Source organism: Limnoglobus roseus, assembly GCF_008254045.1.
GTDB classification, from domain to species: domain Bacteria; phylum Planctomycetota; class Planctomycetia; order Gemmatales; family Gemmataceae; genus Limnoglobus; species Limnoglobus roseus.
The window spans coordinates 9,040,349-9,058,034 of sequence record NZ_CP042425.1 but is presented as its reverse complement, the minus strand read 5'-3'; the positions used below and the strand labels follow the sequence as shown (position 1 = coordinate 9,058,034).

General features: G+C 64.7%; 17 protein-coding genes. 9 read left to right on the top strand and 8 right to left on the bottom strand.

The features are described from left to right. Window positions 1-67 precede the first annotated feature (67 nt). Window positions 68-1,054 (bottom strand): DUF1559 domain-containing protein, encoded by a 987-nt coding sequence (locus tag PX52LOC_RS38780; RefSeq protein WP_149115744.1) that lies wholly within the window; start codon window positions 1,052-1,054, stop codon window positions 68-70. Window positions 1,055-1,129: 75 nt separating this feature from the next. Then, window positions 1,130-1,885: a BPL-N domain-containing protein gene (locus PX52LOC_RS38775; RefSeq protein ID WP_149115110.1), complete on the bottom strand. Its 756-nt coding sequence runs from the start codon at window positions 1,883-1,885 to the stop codon at window positions 1,130-1,132. Window positions 1,886-2,068: 183 nt separating this feature from the next. On the opposite strand from PX52LOC_RS38775, the gene PX52LOC_RS38770 reads away from it, so the two are divergent. The 4 genes from PX52LOC_RS38770 to PX52LOC_RS38755 all read left to right on the top strand — a co-directional run bounded on the left by PX52LOC_RS38770 (window position 2,069) and on the right by PX52LOC_RS38755 (window position 6,432). Continuing rightward, window positions 2,069-2,641, top strand: a complete 573-nt coding sequence (locus tag PX52LOC_RS38770) for an ECF-type sigma factor (protein WP_149115109.1) — start codon at window positions 2,069-2,071, stop codon at window positions 2,639-2,641. A 14-nt stretch (window positions 2,642-2,655) separates the two neighbouring features. Next, window positions 2,656-3,219, top strand: a complete 564-nt coding sequence (locus tag PX52LOC_RS38765) for a hypothetical protein (RefSeq protein WP_149115108.1) — start codon at window positions 2,656-2,658, stop codon at window positions 3,217-3,219. Window positions 3,220-3,237: 18 nt separating this feature from the next. Continuing rightward, entirely contained in the window at window positions 3,238-5,202 is a 1,965-nt protein-coding gene (locus tag PX52LOC_RS38760; RefSeq protein ID WP_149115107.1) for a protein kinase domain-containing protein, read from the top strand. Window positions 5,203-5,304: 102 nt separating this feature from the next. Beyond that, complete coding sequence (locus tag PX52LOC_RS38755) at window positions 5,305-6,432, top strand: C2 family cysteine protease (protein WP_149115106.1); 1,128 nt, start codon at window positions 5,305-5,307, stop codon at window positions 6,430-6,432. 151 nt (window positions 6,433-6,583) lie between these two features. On the opposite strand, the gene PX52LOC_RS38750 is transcribed toward PX52LOC_RS38755, so the two are convergent. From PX52LOC_RS38750 to PX52LOC_RS38730, 5 genes are all read right to left on the bottom strand, one after another. Next, the gene (locus PX52LOC_RS38750; protein ID WP_149115105.1) at window positions 6,584-6,835 is read right to left on the bottom strand and encodes a hypothetical protein; all 252 of its coding nucleotides are present in this window, start codon (window positions 6,833-6,835) and stop codon (window positions 6,584-6,586) included. Window positions 6,836-7,140: 305 nt separating this feature from the next. Continuing rightward, entirely contained in the window at window positions 7,141-8,364 is a 1,224-nt protein-coding gene (locus PX52LOC_RS38745; protein ID WP_149115104.1) for an AsmA family protein, read from the bottom strand. Window positions 8,365-8,417: 53 nt separating this feature from the next. Continuing rightward, window positions 8,418-9,287: a polysaccharide biosynthesis/export family protein gene (locus PX52LOC_RS38740; RefSeq protein WP_149115103.1), complete on the bottom strand. Its 870-nt coding sequence runs from the start codon at window positions 9,285-9,287 to the stop codon at window positions 8,418-8,420. A gap of 91 nt (window positions 9,288-9,378) precedes the next feature. After that, entirely contained in the window at window positions 9,379-12,084 is a 2,706-nt protein-coding gene (locus tag PX52LOC_RS38735; RefSeq protein WP_149115102.1) for a hypothetical protein, read from the bottom strand. A gap of 276 nt (window positions 12,085-12,360) precedes the next feature. After that, the gene (locus PX52LOC_RS38730; RefSeq protein WP_149115101.1) at window positions 12,361-12,789 is read right to left on the bottom strand and encodes a COG1470 family protein; all 429 of its coding nucleotides are present in this window, start codon (window positions 12,787-12,789) and stop codon (window positions 12,361-12,363) included. Between the two features lie 333 nt (window positions 12,790-13,122). On the opposite strand from PX52LOC_RS38730, the gene PX52LOC_RS38725 reads away from it, so the two are divergent. From PX52LOC_RS38725 to PX52LOC_RS38715, 3 genes are all read left to right on the top strand, one after another. Then, window positions 13,123-13,518, top strand: coding sequence for a hypothetical protein (locus PX52LOC_RS38725; RefSeq protein ID WP_149115100.1), 396 nt, complete (start codon window positions 13,123-13,125; stop codon window positions 13,516-13,518). Further along, the gene (locus tag PX52LOC_RS38720) at window positions 13,515-13,748 is read left to right on the top strand and encodes a hypothetical protein (protein ID WP_149115099.1); all 234 of its coding nucleotides are present in this window, start codon (window positions 13,515-13,517) and stop codon (window positions 13,746-13,748) included. Before PX52LOC_RS38725 ends, PX52LOC_RS38720 begins: the two co-directional genes overlap by 4 nt. 178 nt (window positions 13,749-13,926) lie before the next feature. Further along, window positions 13,927-14,325 (top strand): bifunctional nuclease family protein, encoded by a 399-nt coding sequence (locus PX52LOC_RS38715; RefSeq protein WP_246173605.1) that lies wholly within the window; start codon window positions 13,927-13,929, stop codon window positions 14,323-14,325. A gap of 3 nt (window positions 14,326-14,328) precedes the next feature. On the opposite strand, the gene PX52LOC_RS38710 is transcribed toward PX52LOC_RS38715, so the two are convergent. Continuing rightward, window positions 14,329-15,015, bottom strand: coding sequence for a nucleotidyltransferase family protein (locus PX52LOC_RS38710; RefSeq protein WP_149115098.1), 687 nt, complete (start codon window positions 15,013-15,015; stop codon window positions 14,329-14,331). 132 nt (window positions 15,016-15,147) lie between these two features. On the opposite strand from PX52LOC_RS38710, the gene PX52LOC_RS38705 reads away from it, so the two are divergent. Continuing rightward, window positions 15,148-16,779 (top strand): MFS transporter, encoded by a 1,632-nt coding sequence (locus PX52LOC_RS38705; RefSeq protein WP_168219482.1) that lies wholly within the window; start codon window positions 15,148-15,150, stop codon window positions 16,777-16,779. Between the two features lie 124 nt (window positions 16,780-16,903). Then, complete coding sequence (locus PX52LOC_RS38700) at window positions 16,904-17,683, top strand: hypothetical protein (protein ID WP_149115096.1); 780 nt, start codon at window positions 16,904-16,906, stop codon at window positions 17,681-17,683. Window positions 17,684-17,686 lie beyond the last annotated feature (3 nt).

Genomic DNA, 17,686 nt, shown 5'->3' with positions numbered 1-17,686 from the left:
CGAATCCGCCGTGAGCGATTGGCGGATGGTGCGGAAGGCCGGCCCACCGGGCGGGTCGTCGGGTCGATCAATAGTCCGAGAGCACTTCGCCGTTGGCCCGGGTGATGAGGGCGGCGACCATGCCGACGGTGATGGAACTGCGGATGTACGCCACCGATCCGTCGGCCCGCAGGATGTTCATGCCGCCGGTGTGGAAGGAGTACGGCTCGGCCCCGTTCGTACAGTTGATCGCACACGTGGCGGCGGCGGTGGTCGTGTCGGTGTACGACAGGCCGGTCGCCGGGTCGGACCCGTCGAAGACGGAGTAGGCCCGGTGGTCGGCCCACATCTGCGTGTCGGCCGTGTTCGCACTGGTGCTGTCCGGCTTGCCGAGCTTGTACCACGTCGGGCCGCCGGCGGATTCGAACATCAGGGCGGTGTTCGACGTGCCGTCCGTGATGCTCGTGAACGACGTGTTCACGTTCGGCTGAATCGCCGCGCTCCAACTGCTGTTCACGGTCGTCGAGAGCAGCGTCGTCGTGTTGATCGTGCTGCGGTTGCGGGCGAAGACCATGTAGTCGGAGACGTACCCGGTCACCGTGCCGCCGCCGTAGGTCGCCCCGGGAGCGAAGGACCGCGTCCGGTCGCCGCCCGGAGCCGACGGGCAGAGGTAGATCGGGATCGAGTTCGCCACGAGCGGGCGGTTCACCAGTTCTCGCCAGTCGAGGTTGATGTCGAACTTGTTCTGAATGTTGGCCTGCTCGATGTACGGCAGGATCGTGAACTGGAAGCTGCGGGCCGCTCGCGTGCCCTTCGGGGCCGGGAACGGCAGCGTCGAGGGGGCGTTGCTGTCGAAGTCGATCGCGGCCGGCGGCAGGCCGCCGTAGGTGCTCTCGTAGCCGTGGGACGCGAGACCGACCTGCTTCAGGTTGTTCGCGCACTTGATGCGAGCGGACGCTTCGCGGACTTTTTGCACGGCCGGCAACAGCAGACCGATGAGGATGGCGATGATCGCGATGACGACCAGCAGTTCGATCAGAGTGAAGCCGCGGCGGGTACGGGGGAAGCGGTTCATGGATAAACTCCTCTGTTGGGTGCGGATGAATGCGGGCGGATAAGGCGAGGAGAGTCGCCGGGATGGAGCGAACGATTACTTCGTGGCGGTCCAGTCGAGGGCGGCCTTGAGCATGGCTCGCGTCTGGTCCGAGTTCGTCTTTTCGGGGTGCGGGCTGAAGCAGAACACCCGGCCGGTGCCGAACGAGCCGCGGGCGGCGGCGGTCGTGCCCTTCATGACGCCGGGCTGAGCGCCGCCCTTGCTGTGAATCTCCGTCTCGTAGGCGGCGAGTTCTTCGTAATCGGGGATGCCCGCGTCCTTACCGGGGGCGAGCAGCGGCCCTTGGCCGTAGTAGATGCCGACCGTCTCGCCCTTCGCGGCGAAGAAGTCCTTGCCGGTGCGGCTGAACTTCAGTTCGACGTTGCCGGTGCCACGGGCCCAGTGCGCCCGGTCCACGACTTCGGCGTCGAGGATGTGCAGCGACCAGTCGTAGCTCTTGCTGGCGAGGTACGCCCCGGCACAGATGCCGATGTACCCGGAGCCGTTCTTGACGTATTCCTTGATCTTGGCCCGGCCGTCTTCGCCGAGGTCTTTCGCCTGGCCGGACCCGCTGCCGCCGGGCTGGATGAGCACCTGGAATTCCTTCAGCTTGCCGCCGCGGATCTCCTCGGCCGTCACCAACTGCGTCTCGTAGCCGGGCAGCTTGTCGATCACTTCGCTGACGGGGCCTTTTGTCTTGCGGGCACCCTCGCCGGCGAACACCGCGACCCGAACCGGTTTCCCGGCCGGCGTTTCTGCGGACGCGAACCCGCCGATCAGCAGCAGGGCGATGAGTGACAGTGGGCGGGACATTCTTCTCTCCCCGAAAAGGTGGTTCGTCGTCGGGCGGCGAGCGGGAGCGAAGAGAGGGTTGCTCGCACGGCCCTACAAACCCTATCACGACAACCGGGTTTGGACTGTGACACGGGTCGGAACATTTGGTACGATAATTTTTCCCACTCTCGCCCTCTCCGTTCCTCACACCGTACCGGGGCGATGGCCGACGAAGGCTCGATCACCACCTGGATCAACCGGCTTTCCGCCGGCGAATCGGACGCGGCCAGCCCGATCTGGGACCGCTACTTTCAGCGCATGGTTTCGCTCGCCGTCGGCCGCCTGCCGGGGCTGAAGGCCGACGCGGAAGACGTGGCCCTTTCGGCGTTCTTCCAGTTCTGTCGGGCCGCTACCGAGAACCGCTTCGCCAAGCTCGCCAGCCGCGACGACCTGTGGCACCTGTTGGTGGTGCTAACGGCCCGCAAGGCGGTGGACTGGCGGAAGTGGCAGACCGCCCAGAAGCGCAGCGGCCCGACGCAGGCGATTTCCGACGACGTCGCCGACCGAACGACCGACCCGGCCCTCGCAGCGGTTGTCACGGATGAAATTCGCGGGATGTTCGAGAAACTGGACGATGACGACTTGCGGACCATCGCCCGCCTGAAACTGGAAGGCCACACGAACGAGGAGATCGCCACCCGCTTGAACTGCACGACGCGCACCGTCATGCGGCGGCTGGCCCTCATCCGCGACATCTGGGAAGCGGATGCGGTAGTATCGCCGAGTCCAGAATAAGTAGCGGAAAAGCCATGAAGGATCCGAGCCGCCGAACCGCCCTGATTGGCCTGACGGGAGCAGGAATCTCAGCTTTGCTATCCGCATCGCCGACTGCGAACGCCATTGAACCTGTGGAGGGCGACACGAAGGAGCTGTTTGTAATCGGGCCGTTTAACTTGGGTGACGGCTTTGCGAGGAGCAAGGTAGATATCGACGGGTTGTTCAATCCGGGAGCACCGGCACGCGACAAGATCGCAGAGTCGCTCAAACAGTGTCAAATATACGTTGTTGACCAGCGTGTTCGAAGTAAGACTGGCAGCCTCCGGTTCGGCGAGAAAGACTCCTTGCAAGTAGCGATCACTGGGGCGCTTTACCACGAATGGAAAGACAAACTGAATAAGTTCTCCATCCAGATCGCCTCACTCGAATCCCACGGCGTTGACACGAATCATGACACGAAGTTTCCGACCCGGCAGTTTTCGGTGATTATCAAGTTAATGTCGGCCGGGGAAACAGCACTCGCGACGACAACTGCCGCGACAAATTTCAGCATGAAGTTACCAGCGTATAACATCAACGGCCGACTTGAGAAGTGAACGAATAACTCCTTCACCATGACCTCATCGCTCTCACTCTCGAAATCGTTCTTCGACCTGCCGATCGACGCGAAGCGGCGGGTCGATGCCGTCTGTGAGGCGTTCGAAGAGGCGGGCCGTGGCGCGCGAATCGAAGACTACCTCCCGCAAGTCGAAGCCCGCTTTCGCGACGCCCTTTTGATGGAACTGCTGGCCGTCGAACTCGAACTCCGGCGGGCGGCCGGTGAGACGCCGACGCCGGCGCAGTACCTCGACCGCTTTCCCGATTCGCAGCCGGTCGTCCGGGCGGCGTTCGGCCCGGCGAAGCCGGCCGTCGGCGGCACGCTGGGGAAGTATCGCCTCACGGGCGAACTCGGCCGCGGCGGGATGGGCGTTGTCTACGAGGCGGCCGACCCGCTGATCGACCGCAAGGTCGCGATCAAGGTGCTGCCCGACCGCCTCTCGGCTGACCCGCACGCCCACCAGCGGTTGCTCCACGAAGCCCGGCTCGCGGGGCAGTTACTTCACCCGAATGTGGTGGCCCTGTTCGAAGTCGGCGAGGCCGACGGCGTGACGTTCCTGGTCATGGAGCGGATCGCCGGCGGCACGGCGGCGGAGCGCATGGAGCGGGACGGACCGTTCGACTGGCGGTTGGCCACCCGCATCATCGTGGACGTCTGCCGCGGGCTCTCGGCCATCCACGCGGCCGGCTTCCTCCACCTGGACATCAAGCCGGGGAACGTCCTCCTGCCGGGTGGCCCATCAGCCCCGGAAGCGGAATCGTCGTCGGGCACCGTGCTGGCAAAACTTAGCGACTTCAGCCTCTCGGCAACGGACTCGCCGACACCGGCTTTCGGCCTCGCGGCTGGTACGCCGGCGTACATGTCGCCGGAACAACGGGCCACCGGGGCCATCACCCAGCGGACCGACGTCTTCGGCCTCGGCGCGGCCTACTTCGCACTACTGACCGGCCGCGCGCCGTTCGGCGGCACGACCGTCACCGAGATCATGGCCGATCAAATCCGCCACCCGGCCCCCGACCCGCGGGCGGTGAACCCGGAGATCCCGGAACCCGTGGCCCGTATCGTCCGGCGGGCGATGGCCCCGTTCCCCGAGGACCGCTACCCGAACGCGGCCGCGGTGCTGGCGGACCTCGAAGCACTGCTCGCCCCGCCGCGGCCCCGTCGTTGGCGTGAGGCCCTGGCCGCCGTCGGCGGGGCGGTGGCGATGCTGGCGATCGCCGGCGGGATTTCGTTCTTTCTCGCGTCCCCCAACGTGAATCCCGTTCCGAACCGATCCGCACAGGCCCCCTTCGCCCGCCACGACGCCTGGGAGCCGCTGCTCGACGGGCAGGACATGCACGAGTGGCGGCCGGTCGTTCCCGAGGGCGGCACGCCCATCGGGGCCGGACCGGCGAGCGAGTTCGGCATGGTCGAGATGGAAGGCGGCCCGGCCCTCCGGGCGTCGGGCACCGGCCTGGGGTCGGTCGAGTCGGAGCGGGATTTCGAGAACTTCCACCTCCAGTTCGAATACCGTTGGGGCACCGCCACGGGCGACCACCTCGCGAGTATCCGCTACCACTGCGGCGGGCCGCTCGGGTCGAAGGGGACGCACGGTATGCAACTGCACCTTCAGCGGGCGGGCAGCTATCTGCGGCTGAACGACCTCCTGCGCATCGACGTGGGCGAAATCCGCGACGGTAAGATCGCGTCCGTGGAACCGGCCGGCCGGAGCATCCCGCCGCACACGAACAAGGAAGCCCCGGTCGGGCGGTGGAACCGGGCGGCCCTCGTTTGCCTGGGCGACACGGCCCTGCACGTCATCAACGGCACGCCCGTCCTGGCCCTCGCCCGGTCCCGCCGGGCCGACCCGCCGGACCATCCGCTCACCCGCGGCCGCATCCGGTTCCAGTCGGTGAAGGGCGAAGTCTTCTTCCGCAAGATCGAGGTGCGGAAGGTCACGGAACTTCCCGCCGAGTACCTCGCCGCCGCGACCGGGCGGTAGGATGTCCCCGGTACAGCTTTCACCCCTTTCCCTGTCACCCCACGGCGCGATTCGTCGTGATCTCCCGTAGAAGCCTCTCCGGTTTCCCCGAGTATCCCACCCATGACCGCACGTTCCGTCGCCCTCGCATTGGGCTTCCTCGTCCCCTCACTGACTCTGGCCGTTGACGCCCCGGCCGCGCCGCCGACGTTTGCCGAGCAGGTCAAAGGCTCGTTCGCCCGCTGGGACCGCGACCACGACGGGACGCTGTCCCGCGAGGAGATCGACCACGCCGTGTCCGACCCGAAGGTGAAGGGACCGGAAGCCGCGGCCGTCGTCGCCCTCAAGCGGGCGATGCGGAGCAAGACCGCGAAGTTGCCGCCGTTGACGCAGGACGCGACGACGCAGTTCGCGGCCGCGAAGCCGGCGAAGGATCAACCCGACCTGAACGCGATGTACGCCTCGGCCCTGACCAAGATCACGAAGGCCAACCGGGAACTCTTCGCGAAGGGCACGCCGAACCTGGACGACTTGAACCAGGGCAAGCTCGGCGACTGCTTCTGCCTCGCCCCGCTGGGGTCGATGGTCTGCCGCGATCCGAAGGACGTGGTGAAGATGATTCGCCAGCAGAAGGACGGCTCGTTCCTCGTGAAGCTCGGCACGAAAGACATTGCTGTGCCGGCCCCCACGGACGCGGAACTGGCCCTCACGGCGTCGGCCGGGGCGGACGGCTTGTGGGTGAACGTCTACGAGAAGGCCATCGGGCTGGTACGGTTGGAGAAGGCCAAGTCCGAAGGGACCGAGAAGGCGTCGCTCATCGACCTGCTCGGGAAGGGCGGGTCGGCCGGCACGATGATCGAAGTCGTGACGGGCCACGCCATCGTCCGGTTCTCGTGCAAGTACGCGAAGGAAGCGGCGACGACCGAGAAGGAACGGGAGGCGAAGTTGGTGGAACTTCGCAAGTTACTGACCGAAACGTTTGCCGCGTCGCGGCTGGTGACGTGCGGCACGGCCACCGGCGTGACCACACCCGGCGTTAACGGCAACCACGCCTACGCGGTCACGGGGTACGACGCCAAGACAGACGAGATTGGCCTGTGGAACCCGCACGGCCAGAATTTCACGCCGAAGGGCACCCCGGGCCTTGAGCACGGCTACCCGACGAAGGACGGCCGCTTCCGTGTGCCGCTTGCCCAGTTTGTCCGCACCTTCGCCGGGGTGGCTTTCGAAACGCCCGCGCAAGTCAAGTAAGTTTGAGCGTCCGGTTGGGGTGGCGGAAGACTTCCGCCTGTGGGAAAAAGATCGACAAGTAAAAACAACCGGGGCGTTCGCAGGGGGAGTGAAAAAAGTCGCTCCTCCCGCGGACGCCCCGTTGTAAAAAGAATAAACGTTTGTGGAATTTTCAATCGGCCCCGTCGGCCGGCATGCTGTCCGCGAGGGCCCCGATTTGGCCCACGACGAGCGAGTGAACGCGGCGAACTTTCGGCTCCACTTCGATCCCTTCATACCCGGCATCCCGCACCATTTGCCGTATTGTTTGCAGGTCATCAAGGCTTAACCGTTCCGTAGCCTCGATCGCAGTCGTGTCGTACCAATCACCGGCCGTCAGACGGGTTTCGCGGAGGCGGTTCGCCAGTTCGCGTGCGCTCAGCATGGGTTCGTACTCCGGTAAAGGTTACAGGGAAATGGTGCAAAATGCCCCCGAATGAAAGGTAGAGCAACCTCCACGCCTGAATGCCGGAATCAAGGAAGTCGTCTGCCGATTGCAAAAAATTCGAACCGCCATTTCTGTCAGAACTGGTTCAAGTTCAAGTCGAGTCGGCGGCGTGTAATGGCTGCGAAAGATGGCGAGGATGTGCGTGCTTTGGGATCGTCGGTCGTGTTGAGGCAGATCCGCTTCATCGTCGGAGGTCACCTCCCAAGGCGCGAGCCGTCGCCAGTGGGAGGTGGTCGGCCGATCTACTTTGGGTCGGCGGGCTGATCGGATTCGAACTCGTAACGGCCGTTTCCGCCGGTCATCTTGAGTTTGATCGTCACCGGGATGCCAGCGATTTTAGCGCCTTCGATGTCCCCGCGGCCGTTGCCGCGGGTGTCGACGTGGCCGGCCGGAGGGAAGTGCAATTCGAGGTCCGCATCGCCCCGGAGTTTGCCCGTGATCTTCCGCCGCTTCAGACCCCAGACTTCCGGCAACTGCTCGACGGCCACGCCCTGAGCGGTGACCTTGCTCTTGAAGACCCCGGTGGGCTTGGCGAAGTCGTAGACGCCTTCGGCCGTCAGCGTGCCGGAGGCGAGGGTGCCGTGCGCCTTCTGGATCGTGACCTTGTCGCCGCCGATCGTGATGTGCCCTTCCAGGTCCGTCAGTGTCGCCGACACTTCGGGGATCGTCAGCGAAGCCCGCAACGGTTTCAGGTCAACGCCGTATCCGAAGCCGCCCGCCGTTTGATAGCCCAGGGTAACGGTCGCCGCGGTCGGCCCTTCCGGCACGATCTCGTCCCAGACGTTCATCGGCACGTAAGGGATGCTCTTCAGAAGATCGATTTTGGCCGTGGCCTGATCGGTGTGCAGTTGGAACTGCCCCCCGGCGGGTTCGGTCGTGATGCGGCCGGTGATCGTCCACTTGCCCCACTTCGGGTCGTCGGCGTCGCCCGTCAGCGCGTAGGCGTCGCCGTCACGCTGGAGTTTGGCGTTCACGCGCGTCAGATCGAACTCGGGGTGGCCGGTTTGCTGGATGCGCACGCGGCCGTTCACTAACTGCACGGTCGGGATCGTCTTCGTCTCGCCCGGACCGCCGGCCTTGGCCTTCGGCAGCGGGGACAGGATTTTCCCGTCCGCGTCGATTCGCAAGAGGAACTCCACGTCCTTGACCGTCACCGCCGTCGGGGCGACGCGGCCGGAAACGAGGTCCATGAGCGAGATGTCAGTTTCGAGTGCACCGATTTTGAGCAACTCGGCCGGGGTTTCGGACGCCGTGTCGGTGATGCGCAGGGAAGCGGTCGTGGAACCGGTGCCCACGCTCAGGCTCTCGACGAGGACCGGCAGGCCGACGATATCGCTGATTTGAGTGGCGGCCGTCTGGCGGGCGTAGGAACTGTTGATGTAGGCTTTCAGCCCGAACCACGCGACGACCATCAGGCCGCCGGTGATGCCGAGAACCCACAAGAAGACTTTCCGAAGGCGCTTCATGACAACTCCCTGGTGCCGGTCGAACGCCACCAGGGAGCAATCGCCGTGCCGGGTTACTTTACGTCCGGCACGGGCGGAATCATCACGGCCGGGCCGTCGACCGGGGTCAGGGTTGCACACGTATTCGTGGCACACCCGGCCGCCCCGCCGCGGGCACAGGGGTACTGAGCCTTGCAGCACGACGGCGTCTTGATCCGCGACGGGCAGATGCTTTCCAGCGTCGTCACGCTCGGCACGAAGATGCGGTCGCCCGGCCGCAGTTGGTAGTTCGTCGTGGTGTCGCCGAGTTGCACGATCTGCGAATAGCAAACGGGCATGACCTCGCGGCAGCCGTCCGACGGTGTGGGGCGGACGAGGATGATCTTCCGCTCCTGGGCTTGCCGCGACAGGCCGCCGGCCGCCATCAGGCCGTCCAAAACGGTTTCCCGGCCGCTGAGCGGGTACGAACCGGGCGAGTTCACTTCCCCGAGGACGTAGTACACCTTGCTCTGCCGGCCGACGAGGCGGACGGTCACGGCGATGTCTTTCTTCTCCTTCGCCTTGATGATCGAGCGGACTTCCTGTTCGATCGTCGCGGTGGTCTTGCCCGTCACGATGGGGCGGCCGTACTCGCCGATCTCGATGGAGCCGTCCGGGAGGACCGGCTGATCGGCGGGAATGCGGATCGGCGAATCGAGTTCCACGGGCTGAATCAGCAGTACGTCGCCCGGTTCAACGAGGTACTCGGCCATCGGCGTCTTCGCCAACTCGCGGGCCAGGACCGGCGGCGGAACATTCCCCTCGCGGAACTCGTCGGCCTGCGGAATCAACTTGTACCGCGGTGACGAGATGCCGAGGCTCTGGCCGAGCGAGCCACAGCCGGTCATCCAGGGGCAGACAACTGCCAGTCCAAGCAAACAAGCCAACGAATACCGTCGCGCCATGGGTAGTCTCCGTACGGGCACTACCCCTCTTATCGGCACGACCTGCCTTACGAATACTGCCTCTTTTGCGAAGATTACCGGTTGAGCCGATTTACGGGTTGGAGCGTGGCGTGAGTTGGGGCGAGGTCACGATCGACCCGATGACCGTTTGGCGGAGCAGGTAGCGGATCGCCTCTTCCGTCAGAAGGGCGGCCGTGTTGAGCTGCACTTGCGGCGAGGAGGTCATACCGGTGACCGTAAGGCGGACCGTTCTGTTCGAGAGCAGATCGCTGGCCGCCCGAATGACCTGAAGCGGCAACGGCGTGGCGAGCGCGCCGATCTGACGAATCAACGAGGTGTTGACGCCGATTTGCCCCGTGCGAATGATTATGGCTAAATCGAGTCGGCCGTTCAAACTCACCGAGCCGTCGGCGTACAGGTCGGTGTTCGGGCTGGCGAGGGTCAGGCGCTCGATGCGAAACACGCCGCGGGACAGCCGCGCCCGCAGTTCGCCCGTGTCGAACGGTTTCAGCAGGGCGGTCGGGCTCACGAACGGCACGATCTGCGTGAAAAGCGGCAGGTCGCGGCCGCTGGTCTGATCGAGCATGGTCACGACCGTTGCCTTCAGGTCGTCGACCGAAAGGACGTTCTCGCCACTAATGTCGATCCGGCCGGTCGCCCGGGCGTTGCCGAAGTAGTTCGACTGCCGCAAGTCCGAGAGGATGTTGCCGATCTTCACGTTGGTGAACCGCACCTGACCCGTCAGGTGGCCGGTCGCCCCCCACTGCGATTCGAACTGGGCGGCCACGCGGCCGTTGCCGATCATCCCCGTCGCGTCGCGAACGACGATCTGCACACCGCTGGTGCGGGCCGTGACACTGAACGGCACTCGCACGTCGCTGGCCATGAGACCGGCTAACCGGCCGTGCGAGAGGCTCAGCGTGCCGGTGGCGCGGAAATCGGGGTAAATCTTCCCACGCACGGTCAGCGACACGCCGCCTTCGACCAGATCCGGCCGCGTGGTAAAAGCCGTCAGGAATCGACTCACGTCGGCTCGCTCGATGTCGAGTCGGAACGAGTTCCGCGCCGGGTTCTGAAGGCTCGCCCGGATGCGAGCCCGGAGTGTACCGCCGGCAACCGGCCCGGTCGAGTCGGCCAACTCGAACTGTCCGTTCCGCAGGAGGACGCGGCCCCCGAACTCCGGGATGAGCCGTTCGCGGCCGTAGCCGAGGCTACGGATGGCGTACCGGCCGCTGCCTTCGGTCAGGTCGTCTGAGAAATCGAAGCTAAGATCGATCCGGCCCCGCAGTGGCACGCCGCGGAGTTGCAACGCTTCCGCCAGCCGCGAGAGACTGATGTTGCGGATGCGCAGCGACCCTTTCTTGTCCTCGGCAGCAGGGGCGGCCGGCTGATCCTTTTGCTCCGGGTAGCGGCCGTTGATCTCGAACGACCCGCCGAGTGTCTTGCCCTCCAACTCGTACTTCAGGGCCGTGCCGTCGAGCGAGAGTTTGCCGACCAACTTCTCGGCCGGGATGCCCTGCACGGTGAGCTTGTCGGACGTGAGGTTCAGGTCGGCCGTCAGCGACCGTTGCTGATTCGGCTTCGCAACCGGGATCGTGCCGGCGACTTTTCCCGTCACTTGCCCGGTCACTCGGACAGGAATCTTGGGGAACACGGCCCCGACGGTCTTCGCGTCGATGTCGGTAAAGGTGAGTGCGAACTCGCCCTTCTTGTCGGCCTTCAGCGGCACGCCGGCCGAGCCGCTGAGTTTGCCGTTGAACAACTCGGCGTCGAGGCCGGTCACAGTGAAGTGCTCCGGCGTGACGGCCCACTTTGCCACGAACTTCTTGCCGGGAACCTCGCCGACGGTCAGGTCGTTCGCAGAGATGCTGCCTGAGGCCGAGACTTCGAACGGCGTCAGCGTGCCGGTGGCAGTCGCCTCGGTTTCGAGTTTGCCCTTCACCGCGACCGGCACTTGCAGTTCCGGTGCGAGTTTCTGCAACTCGCTGACCTCCTGCGGTTGGGTGCGAACGGTCGCGGTGAACGGGTACTTGCCCGTCAGGGTGAGCGTGCCGTCGCCCGTGAGGGGGATGCCCTCGACGGTGGCCGACACGTCGGTGAGGCGGGCCTTGCCGTCCTTCACCGCGAGCTTTAACTTCGGGTTCTGGATCAGGCGTTCGTAGGCGCGGAGTTGCCCGGAGACGAGGTCCGCCGATGCCACCCACGTCGCGGTGTCGCTCAGGGTACTGATCGCCGCCCGGAACTCGGCCTTGCCGTTCACCGCCCCGATCACAGGCACGCCACCGGGGACCGCTTTCAGCAGTTCGCCGAGGGGAAGATTGGTGAGTTTCAAGTCGGCGGTCAGGTCGCCACTCGGATCGATCGCGGCCGTGGCCGTCCCGGTGAACGTGCCGGGTTTGTCGAGCGGGTCGTCCGACAACATCGTGCCGTGCAGGGCCGTGAGCGTGAGTTTGCCGTTCACGTAAACGACCTCGGCCGACAGATCGCGGACGTGAAGGCTTTCGAGTTCGAGTTCGTTGGACGTGACTTTACCGCGGATGGTGTAGGCGTTGGCGGCGGTCGCGTCGTCGAGGTTCACGGTGATGCTCGCCTTGACCGTGACTTTGCCGCCGACCTTGTACCCGAGTTTCACTTGCGTCTTTTCGATCAACTCGTTGATGCTCACGTCCTGCAAGGTGATCGCGGCCGTGACGGTGGACGGCTTGCCGTCGGGTTTCTTCTTGGCGTCCGGTTGAGCGGTCGCGTCCGAGGCAAGCCAACACCAGCAGCCAAAAAACAAGGCGAGTCGCAAGGCCATCGGTCACCCTCCTGGGCGGGGAATCCGGTCCTTCCCACGCGGTCCTTCACCCGTAACCATCGTCCGGCGTCGGCCGGCGAATCCCTTCCCGCCGTGTCGGGAGAGTGGGCAGATCGAGAACGCGACGGGCACAGGCGTCGCACATTCTCGAAACTACCCGGGCGGTCGAACTGTTACCACCGGTGCATTCGAGCGATCCGTCTGCCAGAGTCCGTCAAACGAAACCGCGGGGCCGGGGTTTGAAACCCCGGCCCCGCGGCGGATGAAAACTTGTCGTTACTTCGTCGCTTCGACCTTCACTTTGACGTCCACGCTGGTGTCAGTCCCGGAGTCGGGCTTGCCGACGACCTTGATGGTGTGATCGCCAACGGGGGCGTCCTTGTCGGCCGTGATCGACACCGACACGTCCGCCTTGTCGCTGGAGTTCACCGTGGTGTTCGCGAAGTCCACCTTGAGGCCCTTCGGCGCGCCCGTACTCAACTTCACGTTCTGCTTGAAGTCTGAGCCGCGGTCCACGGTCAGTGTGATCGTTTGCTTGTCGCCCTGCTTGATGGTGGTCGCAAGGGTCGGGGCTTTCAAGGTGAACGTGTCGCCCGACTTGGTCGTGGACTTGGTTTCCGCATGTCCGCCCGGCGAACTCTGGTTGCAACCGGTGGCGACCAACAAGCCGAACGCGATCGCCGTGGTGGGAAGGAGAAATTTCATGGTGCTGCCCTTTGATGGTGATGTTTTCGAGCCACTCATAGGAGCGTCTCGGCCCTTCGCAACTCTTGCGTCGGAGAGGGGAGCGAATCATGCAGTCCGCGTGCCCATGGCGGCGAACGCCTCCATAAAATTGCCCTTCCTTGTATAATCGCTTCACCTCGATTCTTCCCCCGCTTCGGCGGCTGATCTCACACCATTGGGTATTTCCCTGCTTATCCAGATTCGGCTCAAATCCATCGAAATCGCCTGAAAACGCCTCTCGAACTGAAATCCCGCTTTGGCACACCTCCTGCGTGATGTCACTCGTCGGCCGCGGATTGATTCGCGACCCACTTGACCCCCTTGCTGACCGTGTTGCAGGAGTTTTCCATGAGTCTGACGATGCTGGAACCCGCCACTCATGAGATCGAAGGCCGCGACGAACTGCGGGGCGAAGCCGCCGAGCAGATTCGCGACCAACTCCATCAGCACTTGATCGATATGAACGAACTCTGCTCGCAAGTCCGCTCGGTGTGCGACGCGGGCGGGGCGGATGAAGAACTTCAATTGCTTTACGCGGAGCTCGTCGGCGTTCTCGACCAGCACAACGGCATGATCGCCGAGCAGCTTTCGGACATGAGTCCGTTCGATGATCTCCCCAACTCGACTTGGAGTATGAAACCGCAACCTGCTCGCGATAAGTTTGCGGTCGTGAGTCCCTTCGCGGAAATGAGTGAGGTCCAATCATGAAACTGACAGGCACAATACTCCTGATTGTTGGCATCGTGGCCGGTTTGTTCACCGCGTTCCAATACCTGACGGGGGCGACCATGACCCACGCCCCGGAAGCCCCGAACGCAGCGGCCATCCCGATGATGCAATTCCTGTTCGCGGGCATCTTGCTCGTGTCGGGGGCATTACTGACGGTCTACGGCGGCACCGGCATCATCCGCACCCGCAACCCGGCCGTCCGCAACTAATCCAACGAAATTGACCAAAGCCGTGGCGAAACCGTCACGGGCTTGGTCAACGGCGAACGGCCGGGAGCACGTCTCCCGGCCGTTCGCCGTTGATGGGTTTGCCCCTCCGGCCCTTGACCCTTTCCCCGCTTCGGCTTTATAGTCTCCGCAAGCCCCCTTCCGCGCACCCGAGGCCGCCGTGCCGATTCAGATGGAACTTCGCCGGATCATCAGCAGCGTGGTCGACGACCACCACATCATCGTTCTCAAGGAAGTGGACGGCGAGCGGGCGTTCCCCATCGTGATCGGCATTTTCGAGGTGGTGAGCATCGGCCGGCGCATCCGCGGCGAGCAAACGCCCCGGCCGCTGACGCACGACTTGATCCTGTCCACGATCGAGCACCTCGGCGGCGAAATTCAGGACGTGATGATTAGCGACCTGCGCGACCACACCTACTTCGCGAAACTCCGCGTGCGGCAGGCCGGCGAGTTGGTGGAAATCGACTGCCGCCCGAGCGACGCGATTCCGATTGCCGTCACCGCCAAGGTGCCGATCTACGTGAACGAAGAAGTTTTGGGCGACGCGCTGGACGAGTGACCGTCACCGCACCGCCGACACGTCGGCGGTCTGGCTCGCGGTCCACGCTTCCACGGTGCCGATCGGCAGCCAGTACGACGCCTCCACCACCCGGAAGCCGCCTTCGGCCGCGAGCATTCCGACCGCTTCCGTGATCTCGTACTCGCCGCGGGGCGACGGCGTGAGCGTGAAGTCGAACACCCGCTTCGGGAACAGGTAGCCGCCGATGTTCGCCAACTGGGGCGGCGTGAGTCCCTTCGGCTTCTCGATGATTTCGCGGAGTGTGCCGTCCGGGTTGCGGAACAGGATGCCGAAGCTGTCCGGCTCGTTGACCGCGTGCGAGAGAATGCCCATCGGCACGGCGGCCAAGTTCGCCAGGTCGCGGCGGCCGATCAGGTCGTCGCCGTTCAGGACCATCACCCGGTCGGAAGACACCTGCCCCCGGCAACTCATCAGCGCGTCGCCGGTGCCGAGCGGCTGTTCCTGCCGCACCGTGGCCCAGTTCTTGACGTGCGTCTGCCGTCGCAGATACTCTTCGACCTGCTCGGCCAGGTAATTCACCACCACCACCAACCGATCGACCGGCGGGAGCGCCCCGATGATCCAGTCGAGGATCGGCCGCCCCTGGACCGGCAGCAGCGGCTTCGGCGTCGTCAGCGTGTGCGGCTGCAACCGCGTGCCCTTACCGGCCGCCAGAATGATGCAATCCATCAAAACCTCCGTTCGGATTCCGTCCCGAGAAGTCTACGCCCCGGCCGGCGATTGGGCACGAGGGTTTCATCGCACCTGCCGCCCCGTATCATGAAGTGTTACTTCTCCCCACGGTCCGCAAGTATGGGCACGATGCACGAACCCGAATCGCCGTCCACGTTCCTGCGCATCCACGGCACGCTGGCGAACCGCAACTTCATCGGCCTCCTCGTCGCGCAGTTCCTCGCCGCATTCAACGACCAGGCCATCCACGCGGCCGCGATGTTCTTCGCGATCAACACACAAGCCCTCACGGAGCGGGCCGCCATCTCGCTGATGCCGATCCTGTTCTACGCGCCGTGGGCGATCTTCTGCACCGTCGCCGGGTGGCTGGCCGACCGCTACTCGAAGCGGAACGCCCTCGTCTTCTGGAAGCTCGCCGAGATCGCCATCACGGCGGTCGCCCTCCTCGGCTTCTACCTCGGCCGGAACGGGCACCCGGAACTCGGCCCGTGGGTCGTGCTGAGCACCGTCTTCCTGATGGGCACGCACTCGGCGTTCTTCGTCCCGGCCAAGTACGGCGTGATGCCCGAGATTCTGCCGCCGCACCTGCTCTCGAAGGGCAACGGCCTGCTCGAATCGCTGTCGTTCCTGGCCGTGATCCTCGGCACCGTTTCCGGTGGCGTGCTGTCGTACCTCTTCCTCGGCAACGAACTCGTCATTGGCGTCATTCTCCTCGGCCTCGCCGTCGTTGGCGCGCTGGCGAGTTTCCTCATCCGCAAGATGCAGGCCGCGAACCCAACGCTGCCGTTCCCGCCGTACATCTACGGCCCGATCGTCGGCAACGTGAAGGAACTGTTCGCCGTCCCGGCCCTGCGGCTGGCGGCCCAGGGGATCGCGTTCTTCACGTTCGTGGTCGCGTTCATGCGGGCGGCCGTGTACATGCTCGGCGAATCGCAGAACCCGCGGTGGGACGAACTCAAAACCAGTGTCGTCGTCGGTAGCGTGGCCCTCGGCATCGGCCTCGGCAGCCCGGCGGCGGGGTGGCTGTCCGGTCGCCACGTGGAACTCCGCCTCGTGCTGCTCGGGGCCGTCGGCATGATCCTCGCCCTCGTCGGCGCGGCCACGTTCATCGACGAAGTGGCGATCCTCGTCAGTTGCATTGTCGCCATCGGCTTCTTCACCGGCTTCTACATCGTGCCGCTGTTCACGCTCCTCCAACATAAAGCTCCGAAGGAGCGCAAGGGGGAGATGATCGCGGCCAGCAACGCCGTCAACATCGTCGGCGCGATCTCGGCCTCGCTGTTGTTCTTCGGCGTCGTGTTCCTGGCGCAGAAGTTCGGCCTGTCGCCGGAGGTGACGAACCGCCAAGCGGTCGTCAGCGGCAAGCTGACCGACCTCGAACTGCTCCACGGCCGGCCGGTGTACTTCGAAGTGACGCCCGAGAACGGCTCCCGTGTGGAGGGCGGCCGCAAGCCACGGCCGCAGGAGGCGCGTTCCTTCGAACAGGTCGTGAAGCACATCTTCGAAGGCGGTCGCAGTCGGGACATTCTGGAACTGCACAAGGACATCGCGCTCGACCGGAAGGATCAGGACGTAGACGTGTCGAAGTACGTGATCGGCGAAGTCACACATTACGACCTCGTCCCCGCCGGCGTGCCGCCGACGCCGGACTACGACAACCACCACCTGCCGCGGTTCCTGTTCTTCGGGGCTGCCGCGATGACGTTGGCCATTTTGGTCCTGCTCGTGCGGCCGGTGTTGAGGCTGCGGAAGTCGGTTTGATTTGTCCCCATCCGATACGCCCGAGAGGGGTTATGGCTTCTCATAAAGCTCCCCTCGCACCCGACGAATACTCTTTCTGAGAGCGGCACTCATAAGGGCCGTCTCTCAGAAAGAAGCACGTCCCATGTTTGCCACGATCTGGGAAGAGTTCGGGTTCCGCGGCGCGAGTATTCTGCTCGGCCTTGTGCTGGGGGCGATCATCGCCCGCCTCGTCGCCCGCTGGCAGCGGCACTGCGAACGCCGCCGCATCTTGAAGGGCGACGCCCGCGACACGGTGGTGATTGCCCACCACATCGTCGAAACCGAAGACGATGACACCGGCCGGCCGCGGCCGCACGCGCTCCGCATCCGCTCGCTGGGTCAGGACCAACTGGCCCGCGTCATTCCGAACGGCCACCTGGCCTGCGTGTTCGCTCACAGGGCTGCCCACGTCACGCCGCGGCACACGCTGATCTCGATGGACGGCGCGGAAGGCTCGTACCTACTGGAAACGCTGACGAACTTCGTCTGCGACCGCGTCGGCAACCACGCCTTCGATCACGACCTTTACGTGATGGCCCCGTGCTGCGAGCCGTCCGGGCTGGCCCACCACCAGCCGATCACGGTGCTGCTGATCTCGGTCGCCGACCTGATGCTGTTCGAAGAATGGGCGACGTGCCGCGACGTGCAGACCGAACACCGCTCGGACGGCCCGCGCGTCCTGACGCTGTTGGAAATGGCCCGCCGCTTCAAAGAGGAGCAAGCGCAGCTGCGGGAGCTGCGGGCGAAGGGCGAGAAGACGCAGTACGTCGAAACGATGTACCTCCTCGACCTGGCCCTCGATAAGCGGTCCACGCCCGTCCCGACGCGGCCGATTCCGTGGCTGCGGTACGAGACTGTGCTGAAGGAGATGGGGTTCGCGTGATCG